The sequence below is a fragment of the Archangium lipolyticum genome, from assembly GCF_024623785.1.
Lineage (GTDB): Bacteria > Myxococcota > Myxococcia > Myxococcales > Myxococcaceae > Archangium > Archangium lipolyticum.
In genome coordinates, this window is the sequence record NZ_JANKBZ010000006.1 from 14,333 (window position 1) to 31,222 (window position 16,890).

The 16,890-nt window shown below is 67.9% G+C and carries 10 protein-coding genes; 8 read left to right on the top strand and 2 right to left on the bottom strand.

The annotated features are described in order from the left end of the window. Complete coding sequence (locus NR810_RS15090) at positions 1 to 795, bottom strand: hypothetical protein (RefSeq protein WP_257453279.1); 795 nt, start codon at positions 793 to 795, stop codon at positions 1 to 3. 328 nt (positions 796 to 1,123) lie between these two features. On the opposite strand from NR810_RS15090, the gene NR810_RS15095 reads away from it, so the two are divergent. Continuing rightward, positions 1,124 to 4,162, top strand: coding sequence for a SusC/RagA family TonB-linked outer membrane protein (locus NR810_RS15095; protein WP_257453280.1), 3,039 nt, complete (start codon positions 1,124 to 1,126; stop codon positions 4,160 to 4,162). Between the two features lie 6 nt (positions 4,163 to 4,168). Continuing rightward, positions 4,169 to 5,560: a RagB/SusD family nutrient uptake outer membrane protein gene (locus tag NR810_RS15100; protein WP_257453282.1), complete on the top strand. Its 1,392-nt coding sequence runs from the start codon at positions 4,169 to 4,171 to the stop codon at positions 5,558 to 5,560. An 83-nt stretch (positions 5,561 to 5,643) separates the two neighbouring features. Here NR810_RS15100 and NR810_RS15105 read toward each other — a convergent pair whose 3' ends face one another. Next, positions 5,644 to 7,422 carry a M20/M25/M40 family metallo-hydrolase gene (locus NR810_RS15105; RefSeq protein WP_257453283.1) on the bottom strand — a complete coding sequence of 593 codons (1,779 nt, stop codon included), beginning with the start codon at positions 7,420 to 7,422 and terminating at the stop codon, positions 5,644 to 5,646. Between the two features lie 246 nt (positions 7,423 to 7,668). Between NR810_RS15105 and NR810_RS15110 the strand changes: the two genes are divergently transcribed. The 6 genes from NR810_RS15110 to NR810_RS15135 all read left to right on the top strand — a co-directional run bounded on the left by NR810_RS15110 (position 7,669) and on the right by NR810_RS15135 (position 16,841). Then, a complete protein-coding gene (locus NR810_RS15110) occupies positions 7,669 to 7,791 on the top strand; it encodes a hypothetical protein (RefSeq protein WP_257453285.1) in 123 nt (40 codons plus the stop codon). A gap of 49 nt (positions 7,792 to 7,840) precedes the next feature. Continuing rightward, positions 7,841 to 8,263: an SET domain-containing protein-lysine N-methyltransferase gene (locus NR810_RS15115; protein WP_257453286.1), complete on the top strand. Its 423-nt coding sequence runs from the start codon at positions 7,841 to 7,843 to the stop codon at positions 8,261 to 8,263. A gap of 78 nt (positions 8,264 to 8,341) precedes the next feature. Further along, positions 8,342 to 10,009, top strand: coding sequence for an NHL repeat-containing protein (locus NR810_RS15120; RefSeq protein ID WP_257453288.1), 1,668 nt, complete (start codon positions 8,342 to 8,344; stop codon positions 10,007 to 10,009). Between the two features lie 261 nt (positions 10,010 to 10,270). Continuing rightward, a complete protein-coding gene (locus tag NR810_RS15125) occupies positions 10,271 to 13,228 on the top strand; it encodes a serine/threonine-protein kinase (RefSeq protein ID WP_257453290.1) in 2,958 nt (985 codons plus the stop codon). A 20-nt stretch (positions 13,229 to 13,248) separates the two neighbouring features. Beyond that, positions 13,249 to 14,448 (top strand): hypothetical protein, encoded by a 1,200-nt coding sequence (locus NR810_RS15130; RefSeq protein WP_257453292.1) that lies wholly within the window; start codon positions 13,249 to 13,251, stop codon positions 14,446 to 14,448. Positions 14,449 to 14,456: 8 nt separating this feature from the next. Further along, positions 14,457 to 16,841 carry a DUF4215 domain-containing protein gene (locus NR810_RS15135; protein WP_257453293.1) on the top strand — a complete coding sequence of 795 codons (2,385 nt, stop codon included), beginning with the start codon at positions 14,457 to 14,459 and terminating at the stop codon, positions 16,839 to 16,841. The last annotated feature ends 49 nt before the right edge of the window (positions 16,842 to 16,890 follow it).

Below are 16,890 nucleotides of genomic sequence, written 5' to 3' on the forward strand. Positions count from 1 at the left end.
CTACTCCTGCGGCTGCAACTGGCCGCCACTCGTGTCCTGGCCGCCGCTCGTGTCCTGGCTGCCGCCGATGCCCTGCTGACCGCTGCCCGTCACATCCACGCGCAGGGCGGTCGGCTCACCGCCGACATCCTGGTACGAGGCGCGCACCTGGCTGCCTTCCAAGATGTCCGCGACCGAGCCCTGACGCCCGTTCACCATCACCTGCGTCCGCTCATTGACCTGCAAGCGGATCTGCGGCTGCCCCGGCGCACCCGAGCTGCTCAGCAGCAACTCGTCCGGGCTCGAGCTCACCACGCGGCCCGTGACCAGCTGCTGCTGGGCGATGGGCTGGGTGGCCTGCTGCTGCTGGTTCTGCGCGAGCTCCTGTTGCTGCTGGGCGGCCTGCTGCTGCGCCTGCGCCATCTGCTGCTGCTGCTGACGCTGTGCCTCGAGCGCCTGCTGCTGGGACTGCTGGACCTCCGCCTGGGCCTGCTGCGCCTGATTGCTCGCCTGCTGCTGGACCGTCTGGGCTTCCTGGGACTCCTTCTGGGCCTTGGCTTGCGCCTCCTGGAGCTCCTGGCGGGCCTGCTCGACGTCCTGGCGCGCGTCCACCGCGTCCTTCTGCTCATCGGATGCCCGCGCCTGCGCCTCCTTGGCCTGCTCCAGCGCCTGCTGCGAGCGCTCCTGTGCCGTCTCTACCTGGGCGCGTGCATCTCCCTGGAGGTCCTGCTGCTGCTGGCGATCCTGCTGCTTGCAGCCGGAGGTGAGTAGCAACGCGGCCACCCCGGCCGACAACCATCCCAAGCCCTTGTGCATGACCCGCTCCTGTCGAAGGCGTGACAGGAGAAAGATGGAGCCCGCCCTCCTGTCGCCAACCCGGCCCTTGCGAGCGGATGGCTCCTCCGGTCGCCCGCACTCCAGGCGAAGAAGATCCTTGGCAAAGCAACGAAACGCGTACTCAGGGAGTCACATCGCGAACGTCACCTGAAAATTGCCGCGTCATCGAAAAGAGGCTGCTCATCGTAAGCCGTTTTGAATTGGATTAGCAACGTTGACTGTATGCCCACTCCCCACAGACGATCTGCGCCCAACGGCAGCCCTTTCCCAGGGGGGCCGCTCCATCCGCAATAGAGGTGAAGAGCGAATGACGCTGAAACAAGCGTTGATCTCGGGGTGCGCACTCGCACTCCTTTCCGTCGAGGCCAAGGCGCAGGATCAGGGCACGGCGGCTCCGCAGCAGCCAGCGGCTCCGCAGCCCGCCGCGGCACAACCCGAAACCCCCACCCCCACTGCTGCTCCCCCCCAGAGCAACACACGCAAGATCTCCGGCAAGGTGCTGGACGCGCTGACCAATGACGGCCTGCCCCTGACGCGCGTCATCATCAAGGGCACCACCAAGGGCACGGAGACGGAGCTGGACGGCTCCTTCTCCCTGGATATTCCCAAGGGGCCGGTGACGCTTCTCTTCTCCAGCCAGGACCACAAGGACCGCGAGGTCACCGTCGGCGCCAACCGCGACACGGTGACGGTGTCGCTGGACGCCACCTTCGTCGAGGAGATGGTGGTGGTGGGCCGCGCCAGCGAGCTGGCCCGCAAGCACCTGGCCAACTCGGTGGCCTCGGTGAACGCCGAGGAGCTCAACCGCGCTCCGGCCTCCACGGTGGACCAGGCCCTTCAGGGCAAGGTGGCCGGCGCCAACATCCAGAGCAACTCGGGCGCTCCGGGCGGCGGCATGCAGCTGCGGCTGCGCGGCGTGTCCACCATCAACGGCTCCACGGCGCCCCTCTACGTCATCGACGGCGTCATCGTCAGCGACGTGGCCATCGCCTCGGGCGTCTATCAGGTGACGGGCTCGGTGAGCGGCTCCAACCCCTCGCCCACCCAGGACAACCAGGTCAACCGCATCGCGGACCTCAACCCCAACGACATCGAGAGCATCGAGGTCCTCAAGGGCGCGTCCGCGGCGGCCATCTACGGCTCCAAGGCCAGCAACGGCGTCGTCATCATCACCACCAAGCGCGGCAAGGCCGGCTCGGCCCCCAAGGTGGAGCTCACCCAGCGCGTGGGCATGTACACGCTGGCCAACAAGCTGGGCGCGCGCCGCATCAACTCCCTCGAGGAAGCCCAGGAGGTCTTCGGCCCGAAGGCCGCCGACTACTACCAGCCCGGCGTCTACTACGATCACGAGCAGCAGCTGGCCGGCCGGCGCGACATCTCCTACGAGACGCTCGCCAGCGTGAGCGGCTCCGCGGGTGACACGCGCTACTTCGCCTCCGCCATGGTGAAGGACGACAAGGGCATCATCCAGGGCACCGGCTACCAGAAGCAGTCGCTGCGCCTGAACCTGGCGCAGAAGCTGGGCAGCGACATCGAGGTGAACGCCAACGCCAACCTGGTCCACACCACCAGCGACCGCGGCCTCACCAACAACGACAACGCCAACGTCACCTACCACATGGTGCTGCCGGGCACGCCCAGCTTCATCGACCTGCGGGCCAAGGGCGACGGCACCTACCCCAGCAACCCCTTCATCTCCAACGGCTCCAACCCGCTGCAGACCGCGGCCCTCGTCGCCAACGACGAGGACGTCTGGCGCCTGATGGGTGCGATGGATGCCGTCTGGAACGCCTACAAGACGGACACCCAGACCTTCAAGGTGCTCGCCAACGTGGGCGTGGACCGCTTCCAGCAGAAGAACACGCTCATCTTCCCCAACGAGCTGCACTTCCAGCAGGCGCTGGAGCGGCCGGGCGTGTCCCTCTTCGGCACCAGCGACGTGCTCAACCTGAACACCGGCTTCAACCTGGTGCACACCTACAGGCCCGCCGGCGGCGGCCTGAGCGCCACCACCTCGGCCGGCTTCCAGTACGAGCAGCGTGGCGTCGACTCGGTGTACATCAACAGCCAGGGCCTCACCGCCGGCCAGCCCAACGTCAGCTCGGGCACCCAGGTGGGCGTGCTGCAGAACCGCCAGGAGGTGCGCGACCGCGGCATCTACATCCAGGAGGAGGCGCTGCTGCTCGACGAGCGCCTCACCGTGGTGGGCGCCATCCGGGGTGAGCAGAGCAGCAACAACGGCAACCCCAACGCCATCTTCTTCTACCCGAAGGTCGCCACCGCCTACCGTCTGCCCAACCCCCACGCGGCCTTCAACGAGCTCAAGGTGCGCGCCGCCTACGGTGAGACGGGCAACCAGCCGCTCTACGGGCAGAAGTTCACCGGCCTGGAGACCAACAGCAACATCGAGGGCAACTCCGGCGTCATCGGCTCCGGCATCGCGGGCGACAAGAACATCCGCCCCGAGCGCCAGCGGGAGATCGAGCTCGGTGTGGACGCGCTGCTCTTCAACGGCAACCTGGTGACGGAGCTCACCGTCTACCAGCGCACCATCAGCGACCTGCTGCTGCAGCGCGCCCTGGCCCCGTCCACCGGCTACGCCACCCAGTATTTCAACGGTGGCGAGATGCGCAACCGCGGCATCGAGGCCATGGTCCAGGTCACCCCGGTGCGTAACCCCGACCTCAACCTCGAGTGGACCTCCAGCGCCACCTTCGCCCTCAACCGCAGCGTCATCACCGACCTGCCCGTTCCCGAGTTCGTCGTGGGCGGCTTCGGCACCAGCCTGGGCGCCTTCCAGATCGAGAAGGACGCCAGTGCCACGCAGATCATCGGCCGCGTTCCCAAGGCGGATGGCACCTGCTGCGACGTGCAGAAGATTGGCGACACCGAGCCGGACTTCCGCATGGGCTTCGCCAACACGGTGAAGTACGGGCCGCTCTCCCTGTCGCTGCTGCTCGACTGGCAGCAGGGCAGCGAGGTCATCAACCTCACCCGCTACCTCTACGACGCCTCCGGCAACTCGGTGGACTACACGGAAGCCGGCAAGAAGCGCCAGGAGGACTGGAAGAAGGACGCCCGCGTGTACCTGGAGGACGCCTCGTTCCTCAAGGTGCGCGAGGTGACGTTCACCTACAACCTGCCAGAGTCCTTCGTCACCAAGATTCCGGGTGTGAAGACCGCCCGCTGGAGCATCAGCGGCCGCAACCTCCTCACCTTCACCAACTACTCGGGCCTCGACCCCGAGGTGAGCAACTTCGGCAACCAGGCCATCGCCCGCAACATCGACGTGGCCCCCTTCCCGCCCAGCCGTAGCTTCTGGACGTCCATCGACGTGGGGTTCTAGAGAACCATGAAGATCCGCAACATGAAGAAGATGACCAAGGTGGCCCTGGCCCTCTGCGCCACGATGGGGCTCGGCGGATGCGGCCTCGAGGTGCCGGACCTGAACCGGCCGAGCGTCGAGTCGCTCGAGGAGACCCCCACGCGCTCGGGCGTCATGGCCGCGGCGACGGGCCTGCTCGTCGACACCCGCACGGGCATGGCCACCCAGAACGGGTACGTGGCCCTGCTCGGCGTGCTCGGCCGCGAGGCGTACGTGATGGACACGGCGGATCCGCGCTACATCGGCGAGATGCTGGCCGGCAGCGGGTTGGATCCGGGCAGCCCCGCCTTCGGTGGCAGCTTCTGGACCAACCCCTACGCCAGCATCCGCGACGCCAACACGCTGCTCAACGCGTTGGACAAGGTGGCGGGCGTCACCGATGCCGAGAAGGAGGCCATCCGCGGCTTCGCCAAGACGATCCAGGCCCTGGACTTCCTGGCCGTCATCAACACCCGTGACACCAACGGCGCCGTCATCGACGTGAACCGCAAGCTCGGCGAGCCCCTGGCGCCCATCGAGCCCAAGGAGAAGGTGCTGGAGCACATCGCCGGGCTGCTGGATCAAGCCAAGGGACATCTAGCGGCCGGTGGGGAGGAGTTCCCCTTCCCGCTGAGCTCTGGGTTCGAGGACTTCTACAAGCCCGACACCAAGCCGAAGCCCATCACGGTCAAGAACTTCATCAAGGTCAACCGCGCGCTGAAGGCGCGAGTGGACGTGTACCGGCAGGATTGGCCCCAGGCGCTGATCGACCTGTCCGAGTCGTTCATCACCGACGATCCCAAGCTGCTCGACCTGGGCGTGTACCACGCCTTCGGGACGGGCTCGGGCGACACGCAGAACCAGCTCAACGACGCCGACATCTTCGCGCACCCGTCCATCATCACGGACGCGGAGAAGCAGGCGGACGGGACGACGCCGGATGCCCGCGTGGTGGGCAAGGTGAAGAAGGCCGACAAGCCGCGCACCTGGCAGGAAGTCACGGCGGAGCATGTCTTCACGCACTACCCGACGGATACCTCGAAGCTGCCCATCATCCGCAACGAGGAGCTCCTCCTCCTGCGGGCCGAGGCCAACCTCCAGCTGAACGACCTCGAGGCCGCCCTGGATGACATCAACCTCATCCGGGTCAACTCCGGCAAGCTGGCGCCGATCACCGAGACGCTCGGCAAGGACCTCATGGTGAACGAGCTGCTCAAGCAGCGCCGCTACTCGCTGCTCTTCGAGGGCGGGCACCGGTGGATCGACATGCGCCGCTACAACAAGCTGGGCGAGCTGCCGCTCGACGTCGCGGGGCACCGCGTCCACGAGGCGTTCCCCATCCCCATCGCGGAGACGAAGGCGCGCCAGCCGCAGCCGTAGTCCGCGGTCGACGCTCCAAACATGACGGGCGGGCACCTGGTCTGGGTGCCCGCCCGTTGTGTTTCAGAGGTGCTTCTCGAGGCTCACTGCACCGCGAAGATCAGGTCGTCGTGGTCGTCGTAGGCGCCGGTGCTGCACGAGGACGCGCTGCCCTGGTAGCGGAAGTTGGCGCGGATGGCCTGCAGGGTTCCGGTGGGCAGCGTGTACGTGGCGGAGATGGTCTGCGCGCCGGTGCCGCTCGGGCTGAACGTGCCGATGAGCGTCCAGGTGGGGGTGTTGGCGTTGGCCGCGTAGTACAGGTCCAGCTTGTCCGCCGTGCTGGAGTAGGCCCACACCTTCGCCTCGATCTTCACCTGCTTGCCGGCGGTCAGCTTCGTGCCGTCCACCGAGGACACCTTGAGGGCGTCATTCGACTCGTCGGAGTGGTAGGTGCCCGAGGTGCCGTCCGCGCAGGTGGACTTGATGGTGTTGGGCGCGTTCGCCTCGGGGCCCCGGCTGGCGCGGCCGTTGAGCAGCGTGCCCGAGTCACAGCCGATACCCACCGTGGCGCACTTGGGGGCCTTCAGCGTCGCGTCGTAGGTCGCCACGGGGATGGTGCTGCCACCACCGTCACCACCCGTGGGGGGCGGGGTGTTGCCGGTCGTCGCGCCCTTGGCCACCTCACCGATGAAGGCCACGGCGAGCTTGGCGAACTTCACCGAGTTGGCCGCGGTGCCACCCATGTACGTCAGCGTGTCGCCCGTGGTGTGGATCTTCGAGTTGCTCGTGCTCATCGTCGCCTCGAAGGGCATCGTGGCCGGGTAGCCCGCGCTGTTCCACGAGGCGTGGTCCGAGCAGCCGTAGCCGCAGGTGATGTTGGTGTAGGTCATCCCCGGCAGGTACGTGGAGATGAGGCTGGTGGTGAGGGTGTTGAGCGAGGCGTTGGTGTTGTCCGTCACCATGGCGAAGTCGTAGCTGGAGCCCTTGTAGTTGGTCATGTCCAGCTGCAGCACGCCCACCACGTTCACGTTGCTGCTCTTGTGCGAGTTGGCGATGGCCGACGAGCCATACAGACCCACCTCCTCGGCGGCGTAGGCCATGAACTTCACCGTACGCGCCGGCTTGTAGCCATTGGCGACGGCCGCCCGGAAGGCCTCGGTGACCGAGGCGACGCCCGAGGCGTCGTCATCCGCGCCCGGCGCCGCGCCGGTGGAGCTGCTCTGGTTGATGGAGTCCAGGTGGCCGCCGACGACCACCACCTCGCCGGGCAGCGTGGTGCCCTGGATGGTGGCGATGACGGACGGCTGCAACCAGGAGTGCGTGAAGAACTCCACGGTGATGTCGGAACGCCCGTCGGCGATGGTGGTCCACTGGTCCTTGAGCCACGTGGCCGCGTCCGCGCCCGACTGCACGTTGTAGCGGCGCGTCGTCCAGTTGGTGGACAGCGTGTTGATGGTGTTGCGGATGTTGAGCTCCTGCACCGAGCCCATCATCGCGTTCACCGACGGGGCGTTGTTGATGTTGTAGGAGATGAGGCTCGCCGCCAGGGACTGCTGCGGCGCGCCGGCCTTCTCCACCTCCGCCAGCGCCTGGGCCTCCGTCTCATGGGCGATGAAGCCCGCGCACCGGTGGAGCTTGTCGTGCATCACCGCCGCCAGCTTGTCGATCTGCGACTCGCGCACGCGCAGCACCGCCACTCCCCCCTTCTCGCGCACCGCGGCGGGCAGCTCCGTCCCCTGGGACCGGAACGAGGTGCGCACGGGCGCCAGCGCGTCCGAGCCAATGGTGATCCACACCTCCTTGTCCTTCGGGGCCTCCGCGAAAGCGGGCGTGGCGGCACACGCGAGCCACACCGCGACCGGACCGAACTTGCTCATCGCCATGAACTTCTCCTCGGCACTGGATGCTTCTGGGTGGGGGGACCACGAACCGGGTCGGTCCCGGCTCGTGGGAAAGCCTGACTAATCAGGCTGACGAGAACTTATTGCACGCATAGCGTCTCCGGAAATAACCTATAGTGTAGGATTCCAGACTCGCCATATGGCGCCACGAGACACTTCACCAGATGGGGTGACCGGGGACGTCACTTCTGGAAGTCCGCCCTGTGAAGGCTGTAGGAGGTGTCGGACATGAGCTCCGCACCCGCTCCGTACGACCTGGGAAGTGGGGCCCAACGCCTGGCCGGACGCGAGGCGGCGCGGCTGCACGAGGCCCACCCGGCGATGCCGCGCACGGCCGCGCATTCGTGGTAGCACGGGCTCACGGGCCGGACTTCCCCGGCACCGCGACAGGGTTTCAAGGATGCAGGCAGGCGAGGCGCTCTTCGTTCATCCAGGGCTGAGGGTCCGGCCGTGCGAGTGGGGCTATGGCGTCTTCACGGACGAGCCCATTCCCGAGGGGACCATCATCGAGGAGTGCCATTACCTGAAGGTGCCCTTCCGCTCGGTGCGCACCTCCGCGCTCTCGGACTACGTGTTCAACATCGAGTGGGGTCCGCACGAAGAGGACCGGGGCGGCGAGTGGGTGTCGATCGTGATGGGGTTCGGGATGATCTACAACCACTCGCAGGAGCCCAACGTGTCGTACTACCGGGGCTACCAGAAGGGGGCGGCGCCCAAGGACGTCTTCACCTTCTACGCCCTGCGTGACATCGAGCCCGGCGAGCAGTTGTGCATCAGCTACGGCGAGAACTGGTGGAAGACGCGCGGGCAGGAGATGCCCTGAGGGTCTGGGGCCTGTTGCTTGTCGCTGCTTCGGGCCCCGTGACATAAACCGGGCATGCGCATTGGACGACTAGGACTCATGAGTCTGGCCACGCTGTTGGCCGCGTGCCCGGGGAAGGATCCGGAGCCCGCCCCCAAGCAGTACCGCGTGGGCGGCACCCTCAACGGCCTCTCTGGAAGCCTCACCCTCCAACTCAACGGACAACAGAGCCTCACCCGCACGGCGGATGGGCCGTTCTCGTTCGAGACCCCCCTGGACGACCAGAGCAACTACGCGGTGACGGTGGCCACCCAACCGCCGGAGCAGCAGTGTACGGTGGAGAATGGGACGGGCAAGGTCTCGGGCGCGGACGTGAGCTCCGTCCAGGTGCGCTGCGCGGGGAGCACGTACTCGGTCGGCGGCACCGTGCAGGGCCTGGGCGGCCCCCTCGAGCTCAAGCTCGGCGATGAGGTGCTCCGGGTCACCCAGGAGGGCCGCTTCACCTTCACGACGAAGCTGGCGAAGGGCGGCGCGTACGCGGTGAGCGTGGCCACCCTGCCCCAGGGCCAGCGCTGCTCCGTGTCGAACGGGAGCGGAACGGTGGCCGGCAACGTGGAGGACATCTCCATCCGGTGCACCTACTGGTACGCGCTGGACAACTTCCAGGCCGCCAGGGTCGTCATCGGGCAGGACGACTTCACCAGCGATGCGCCCAACCGGGAAGGCGACCCGGGCGCGAACACCCTGAACGGACCCTGGGGCAACCCGACGTTCGCGAACGGCCGGCTCTACATCCCGGACCAGGGCAACAACCGCGTCCTCGGCTTCAACGGAGTGCCCGCGGCCAATGGCGCGCAGGCGGGCTTCGTCCTCGGTCAGCCCAACTTCACGAGCGACGCGACCGGCGTCGGTCAGTCGGGCGTCGGACACCCCGAGGGACTCTCCAGCGACGGCAGCCGGCTGGCGGTGGCGGACCTGGACAACAACCGCGTCCTCCTCTACAGCGTGCTTCCCGCGAGCACCGGGGCCATGCCCACCACGGTCATCGGGCGGGTCAGCTTCGCCGACGTGGAGCCCAATCCTCCCTGCGACCCGAGGTCGCTCCGCGGTCTGGAGGACGTGTTCATCGGCCACGGGAAGCTGGTGGTGGCGGACAGTGGCCACAACCGTGTCCTCATCTGGAACACGATTCCCACCACGAATGGAGCACCGGCGGACCTCGTTCTCGGGCAGGGCTCGTTCACCACGTGCACCGAGAACGACGCGGATGGCGACGGCACGCGGGACGCAACCCCCTCCGCCTCCACGATGTGGCTCCCCACGGGCGTCTGGACGGACGGCACCCGCCTGGTGGTGGCCGACTACGTGAACAACCGCGTCCTCCTCTGGAACAGCTTCCCGACCCGGAACGGCCAGCCCGCGGACGTGGTGCTGGGTCAGCAGGACTTCACTTCGCGTGAATCGGCCACTTCCGCGAGCCGGATGAGCTCGCCCTACTTCATCGCCGCCACCGGGCTGCAGCTCTTCGTGGCCGACAACCAGAACAACCGGGTGCTGGGGTGGAACCAGTTCCCCACCACCAATGGGGCCCCAGCGGACCTCGTCCTCGGACAGGCGGACTTCGACTCCGCGAACCCGCAGGACCCGGCCACCCGGGCCACGAGCGCCCGGAGCCTCCGCAGCCCGAGCGGATTGCATCTGGCGTGGCCCCACGTGGTGGTCTCGGATTACGGCGCAAACCGCGTCCTCGTCTTCGAGAGCCGCTGAGCCTCCCTGCCCGCCCGCCTGCCCTCCATTGGAGCGGGTGGGCGGGCCCGGGTTCCATGCCCGGAGGGGGAACCCCCTCCTCGTGAAGGCAGACCCTCCTAGTTGGCCACGCATTATGCGATCTCCCCCGTCCATGTATGATCATGGACACTGGTGGGAAAAAAAGGGGATGGGAGCGGAAGCTCCGTCTTCCGGAGCAGCTGCCGGCGCCCTCTCGCGTTCCCCCGGTTCGTGAATGCTTCGTAGGGGACGTGGCCGCACATGAAGAACAACAACGTCGCAGCGGTGAGCGGAGACCTCGACGAGCGGACACAGGCCGCCGACGTGGAGTCGCTCTTCAATCCTCCCGCCCCGGTGGAGGAGCGCTCCCAGCCCAACACGTGGGATGGTCCCTCGGGAAGCTCCACGGGCCCCACGTTCGAGGACACGGCCTCCCTCGGGCCGGAGAACGGGCTCAAGCCCGGCGTGCGCATCCAGCACTACGAGCTCATCCGCGAGCTGGGCAGTGGCGGCATGGGCACCGTCTTCCTGGCGCGTGACACGCGGCTGGGCCGCCGCGTGGCCATCAAGTTCCTGCACACCCAGGACGCGGACCTCACCAAGCGCTTCATCCTCGAGGCCCGGGCCACCGCGCGCTGCAGCCACGAGAACATCGTCATCATCTACGAGGTCGGTGAGTCCCAGTCCGGCCCGTTCATGGTGCTGGAGTTCCTCCAGGGCCAGCCACTGACGAAGCTGATGAGCGGCCAGCGCCTGCCGCCCGCGCGCGCGGTGGAGTTGATGGTGCCGGTGGTGCGCGCCCTGGCCTGCGCCCACGAGCAGGGCATCGTCCACCGCGACCTCAAGCCCGAGAACATCGTCGTGACGGACACCGGCGGCATCAAGGTGCTCGACTTCGGCATCGCCAAGGTGCTCCAGGGCGACGACCAGGAGGCCCCCGCGCCGGGCGGCCAGCCCCGCCTGCCCAACATCGCGGAGCTCGGTGAGGACGTCTCCAACCTCACCCGCCGCGGCGCCATCATGGGCACCATGGCCTACATGTCCCCGGAGCAGTGGGGCATCGGCGTACCCATCGACCACCGGACGGACATCTGGGCCGTGGGCATCATGCTGTTCCGGATGATCGCCGGGAAGCACCCGTTGGATCCGCTGCGCGGCCCGCAGCTCATGGTCACGGCGATGCTCGACGAGCCGATGCCGCGCCTGCAGACGATGGTGCCGGAGGTGCCGGCGGAGCTGGCCGCCGTCATCGACCGCTGCCTGCTCAAGCGCAAGGACGAGCGATTCCCGGACGCGCAATCGCTGCTGCGCGCCCTGGAGCCCTTCCTGCCCGGGCGCATCAGCCGCGAGCTGCGCATCGACGAGAGCCCCTACGCCGGCCTCAGCTCCTTCCAGGAGGCCGACGCGGACCGCTTCTTCGGCCGCACGCGTGAAATCGCCGCCATGGTGAACCGCATCCAGGACCGGCCGCTGCTGGCGGTGGTGGGCCCCTCGGGCGCGGGTAAGTCCTCGTTCGTGCGCGCCGGCCTGGTGCCGGTCCTCAAGCGCTCCGGCAAGGCCTGGGAGTCGCTCGTCATCCGCCCCGGCCGCAACCCGCTGGCCGCCCTGGCCAACATCGTGGCGCCGCTCATGAGTTCCTCGACGACCATCGAGGAGGACATCCACGAGCAGCAACGGCTCGTCGAGCGCCTGTACAACGAGCCCGGCTACGTGGGCAGCGTGCTGCGCAGCCGCGCCCGGCGCGAGCGCCGGAGAATCCTCCTCTTCGTCGACCAGTTCGAGGAGCTCTACACGCTGGTGCCGGACGCGAGGGAGCGCCTGGCGTTCACCGCGTGCCTGTCCGGCATCGCCGATGACGCCACCTCGCCCATCCGAGTGGTGCTCTCCATCCGCTCGGACTTCCTGGACCGGGTGCCGGAGGACGAGCGCTTCATGGCCGAGCTGAGCCAGGGCCTCTACTTCCTCTCCTCGCCCAACCGCGAGGGCCTGCGCGACGCGCTGGTGCAGCCGGCGGAGATGGCCGGCTACCAGTTCGAGAGCACGGGCGTCATCGACGACATGCTGGAGCACCTGGAGGCCACCCAGGGCGCGCTACCCCTGCTGCAGTTCGCCGCCACCCAGCTGTGGGAGGCCCGTGACTCCAAGCGCAGGCTGCTCACCCAGAGCGCCTACAAGGCCATCGGCGGCATCGTGGGCGCGCTCGCCACCCACGCCGACAGCGTGCTGGCCTCCCTGTCCACCCAGGAGCGCACGCTGGTGCGCGCGCTCTTCCTGCGCCTGGTCACCCCCGAGCGCACGCGCGCCATCGTGTCCCTGGAGGAGCTGCGCGAGCTGACGAAGGACACGGGGGAGATGCAGCGGCTCATCGACCACCTCGTCCAGGCGCGTCTGCTCGTCGTGCAGACGGGAGGCGGCGCCACGGGCGCGACGGTGGAGATCGTCCACGAGTCGCTCCTCCACAGCTGGCCCACGCTGCGCCGCTGGCTGGACGAGGGCCAGGAGGACGCGGGCTTCCTGGAGCAGTTGCGCAACGCGGCCCGGCAGTGGCAGGCGAAGAACTTCGACGACAACCTGCTGTGGCGCGGAGAGATGGTGGAGGAGGCGCAACGCTTCCAGCGCCGCTACCGCGGGGAGCTGCCACAGCTGCAGCAGGACTTCCTCGAGGCGGTCTTCGCCCAGGCGAAGAAGGGCAAGAGGCTGAGGCGGGCGCTGCTCATCGGCGCCACGACGTTCCTGGGGCTGCTGGTGGTCGCGGCGGCGGTGGCGCTGTTCGTCATCCGCAACGCGCAGCGGGAAGCCGAGCACCAGGCGAAGGTCGCGCTGGCGGCCGAGGCGACGGCGCGCAGTGCCGAGTCCACGGCGCGCAGTGCCGAGGCGGAGGCCAAGAAGCGCCTGGCCGAGGTACAGGCCAAGGAGCTGGAGCGTCAGAAGGCGGAGGAGGAGGCGCGCCAGGCCCAGCAGGCGGCGGAGGCGGCCAAGGCCGAGGTGGAACGCACCAACAACGAGCTGTTGGCCGCGCTCGAGCGGGCCCAGGAGGCGCAGATGCGCGCCAGGGGCGCCAAGAAGCGCGCCGAGCAGAGCGCCGAGGAGGCGCGCCTGGCCAAGGAAGACGCCATCAAGGCGGCGGAGAAGCTCGCCACGTTGCTGCGCCGCGAGCAGGACCGCGTGCAGCGCCTGCAGTCTCAGCTCGGCAGTCCGGTCATCGAGGTCCTGAAGTGAGACGAGCCGTGAGAAGGGTGATGAACAGGTCCAAGATCGCTCTCGCCGTATCGGTGGTGCTCCTGACGCTGTGGGCGGTGCCCGCGGAGGCCCAGGGCCCCGGCGCCCGGCAACGGACGGGCTCCGTGAAGACAGCCGGCGTCAAGCAGTCCGGCGCCAGGCAACGCACCCGGGGCAAGCCGCGGGCCGAAGCCTCGCAGCCGCCCGCTTCCGAGCAGCCCGTCTCCGAGCCGTCCGCTCCCGAGCCCGCCGCCCTGCCCGAGCCCGCCGCTCCGCAGGCGGACACCGCGCTCGAGCCGCTCCGCGAGCGTCCCTGGGCCAAGGGCGTCCCGAAGGAGAAGCAGGACAGCGCGCTCGAGCTCTTCCGGGAGGGCAACACCCTCCTCAAGGAGTCCGTCTTCGTGCCGGCCGCCGACAAGTACCGCAAGGCGCTGGCGCTCTGGGACCACCCGGCCATCCACTACAACCTGGCGCTGGTGTTGATGAACCTGGACCAGCCCATCGAGGTGCACGAGCACCTGGTGGCGGCGCTGCGCTATGGCCCGGATCCGCTCGAGAAGGAGAAGTTCGAGTACGCCCGCAACTACAAGAGCCTCATCGAGAAGCAGCTCGCCCGGGTGGACATCTCCTGTGAGACGCCCGGGGCCATCGTGACGATGGATGGCCAGACGCTGTTCACCGGCCCGGGGCGCTACACGGGCCTGGTGCGGCCCGGCGCGCACAGCATCGTCGCGACCCTGCAGGGCTACGCGACCAGCGACCAGAGCCGCACGCTGCTGCCCGGCGAGACGACGACGCTGGACATGAAGATGCTCAAGGCCGAGGAGCTCATCCGGTACCGCCGGAAGTGGGCCGCCCCGATGCCCTGGTTGGTGATGGGCGCGGGCGTGGCCGTGGCGGCGGGCAGCGGCTGGCTCCACCTGCAGGCCCGCGACAACATCGATACCTTCTCGGCGGGCATCACGGAGTGCGGCGGCTGCAAGCCGACCCCGGACCTCTCCGCCACGCTCAGCCGTGGAAACCTGCTGCAGAACGCGGCCATCGGCGGGTACGCCGTTGGCGGCGCCGCGCTCATCACCGGCGCGGTGCTCGTCTATCTCAATCAACCACAGCCCTACCGCATCGACGACCCCAGCCAGCCCGTGGAGAAGGAGAAGGTGAGCGTCACGCCCCTCCTCGGCGGTGGCTCGGGTGGCGTGCTGGCCACGTTCCGTTTCTGAGGTCCACGATGAGACGAGAGCCTCCTTCCTTCGTTCGCTCCGGCCACTCCGCCCTGCTCGCGCTGGCGCTCCTGGCCCTGCCCCTCCTCTCCGCGTGCTTCGAGCCCACGACCGTGGCCTGCCCCGCGGGGCTCTACTGCCCCGCCGGCCAGAAGTGCGCCGCCAGGCAGGAGATCTGCCTCAAGACCGACTGCGGCGACGGCATCATCCAGCTGGGTGAGGTCTGTGACGATGGCAACATCGTCGACGGTGATGGCTGTAGCCGCACCTGCGCGTCGAACGAGATCTGCGGCAACAAGGTGGTGGACATCGCCGCCGGTGAGAAGTGCGACGATGGCAACACCAAGAGCGGCGATGACTGCAGCTCCGACTGCCGCTCCAACGAGGTGTGCGGCAACAGCATCGTGGACACGGCCGTGGGCGAGGTCTGCGATGACGGCAACACGCGCTCGGGTGACGGCTGCAGCGCCGACTGCCTGTCCGCCGAGGTGTGCGGCAATGGCATCACGGACACCGCCAAGGGCGAGCTCTGTGACGACGGCAACAACGAGAGCGGTGATGGCTGCAGCGGCAACTGCAAGTCCAACGAGACGTGCGGCAATGGCATCACGGACACCGCCAAGGGCGAGGTGTGCGACGACGGCAACAACGTGAGCGGCGACGACTGCAGCTCCGACTGCCGGTCCGACGAGACGTGCGGCAACAACATCATCGACGACATCCGGGGCGAGGTGTGTGACGACGGCAACAACGTGAGCGGCGACAACTGCAGCGCCGACTGCCGCTCGAGCGAAGGTTGCGGCAACGGCGTGCGAGACCCGGAAGAGGACTGCGACGCCAAGGGCGAGTCGGCCACCTGCAACGCCAACTGCACGCTGCGCCGCTGCGGCGACTCCATCCTGAACCGGACGGCCGGAGAGCAGTGCGACACGGGAGGCGAATCGGAGACCTGCAACAACAACTGCACCGCGGTGGCCTGCGGTGATGGCATCGTGAACACCACCGCCCACGAGCAGTGCGATGTCGTCGGCGGCGGGGACACCACCAGTTGCGACAGCGACTGCACCATCGCCTACTGCGGTGACAACCGGGTCAACCCCGTCCGGGGCGAGCTGTGCGATTCGGGCGCCCGGAACACCGCCACCTGCAACGCCGACTGCACCCCGGCCGCTTGCGGCGACAGGTTCCTCAACACGGCGGCCAACGAGGTGTGCGACGAAGGTCCGAGCTCGCCCAACTGCGACCCCGACTGCACGCCGGCCTTCTGCGGTGACAATCTCATCAACGTCGTCAGGGGCGAGAGGTGCGACGACGGCAACTCCCGGAGCGATGACGATTGCCTCGACACGTGCCAGCCCAACGTCTGCGGCGACAGCATCCTCAACGTCTCCGGTCCCTCGCACCCCGAGGCCTGCGACGACGGCAACACCACGACCGAGAGCAGCTGTCCCTATGGCACCGCGGAGTGCGACCGCTGCTCCGCGGACTGCAAGACGCCCCTGCTGAACCTCCGGGGCAATGTCTGCGGTGATGGCTCGAAGGACCCGAATCCGGCCAACGAGGCCTGCGACGACGGCAACACCACGACCGAGGCCAACTGTCCCTATGGCACCGCGAGCTGCAACAAGTGCTCCTCGGACTGCAAGACGCCCCTGCCGAACCTCCGGGGCAACATCTGCGGTGACGGCTCGAAGGACCTGGATCCGGCCAACGAGGTCTGCGACGACGGCAACACCATCAAGGAGACCGCGTGCAGGTACGGCACCCTGGACTGCAACCAGTGTGATTCGGACTGCAAGACGATCCTGGTGCTCAGGGGCAACGTCTGCGGGGATGGAGTGAAGGACACGAACCCGGCGAACGAGCAGTGTGACGACGGCAACACCAGCGCCTGCGGCACCTGCAGCTCCGACTGCAAGACGAGGACGCTCGCGTACGCCACCGGTACCATCACCGCCGTGGCGAGCTCCGGCATCCAGGATGGCCAGACGTTCACCATCAGCGACGGCATCAACCCCCCCATCATCTTCGAGTTCGACCGGAACAACAGCCACAACAACTCCCGTGTCCCCGTCCCCGTCTCGAACAGCACCCCGGCGGATCAGATCGCCCTGGGCATCGTGACCGCCATCAACGGAGTGACCGATCCCTTCGAGATCAAGGCCACGTCCAGCGGGAACATCGTGACCCTGACCCACAACATGCAGGGGACGATCGGCAACCAGGTCATGACCGAGACGGTCCAGGACGGCAACTTCAAGGTGAACGGAATGAAGGGCGGCGGCGGCTACGACTGCACGGAGGGCACGAAGTGCACGACGACCGCGGACTGCGAGCGCGGCCTGACGTGCCTGGACAACACCTGCTCCACTCCTCCCGCTCCGACTCCGTAACAGCGGAGCCAGGATGAAGCCGCCGGCGCGGCCTGGTGCTCGTCGAGAG

Coding starts and splice junctions, on each gene's coding strand:
- NR810_RS15105 (WP_257453283.1), bottom strand. CDS start 7,422: ATGGCGATGAGCAAGTTCGGTCCGGTCGCGGTGTGGCTCGCGTGTGCC.
- NR810_RS15090 (WP_257453279.1), bottom strand. CDS start 795: ATGCACAAGGGCTTGGGATGGTTGTCGGCCGGGGTGGCCGCGTTGCTA.
- NR810_RS15110 (WP_257453285.1), top strand. CDS start 7,669: ATGAGCTCCGCACCCGCTCCGTACGACCTGGGAAGTGGGGCCCAACGC.
- NR810_RS15135 (WP_257453293.1), top strand. CDS start 14,457: ATGAGACGAGAGCCTCCTTCCTTCGTTCGCTCCGGCCACTCCGCCCTG.
- NR810_RS15130 (WP_257453292.1), top strand. CDS start 13,249: ATGAACAGGTCCAAGATCGCTCTCGCCGTATCGGTGGTGCTCCTGACG.
- NR810_RS15120 (WP_257453288.1), top strand. CDS start 8,342: ATGAGTCTGGCCACGCTGTTGGCCGCGTGCCCGGGGAAGGATCCGGAG.
- NR810_RS15115 (WP_257453286.1), top strand. CDS start 7,841: ATGCAGGCAGGCGAGGCGCTCTTCGTTCATCCAGGGCTGAGGGTCCGG.
- NR810_RS15100 (WP_257453282.1), top strand. CDS start 4,169: ATGAAGATCCGCAACATGAAGAAGATGACCAAGGTGGCCCTGGCCCTC.
- NR810_RS15125 (WP_257453290.1), top strand. CDS start 10,271: ATGAAGAACAACAACGTCGCAGCGGTGAGCGGAGACCTCGACGAGCGG.
- NR810_RS15095 (WP_257453280.1), top strand. CDS start 1,124: ATGACGCTGAAACAAGCGTTGATCTCGGGGTGCGCACTCGCACTCCTT.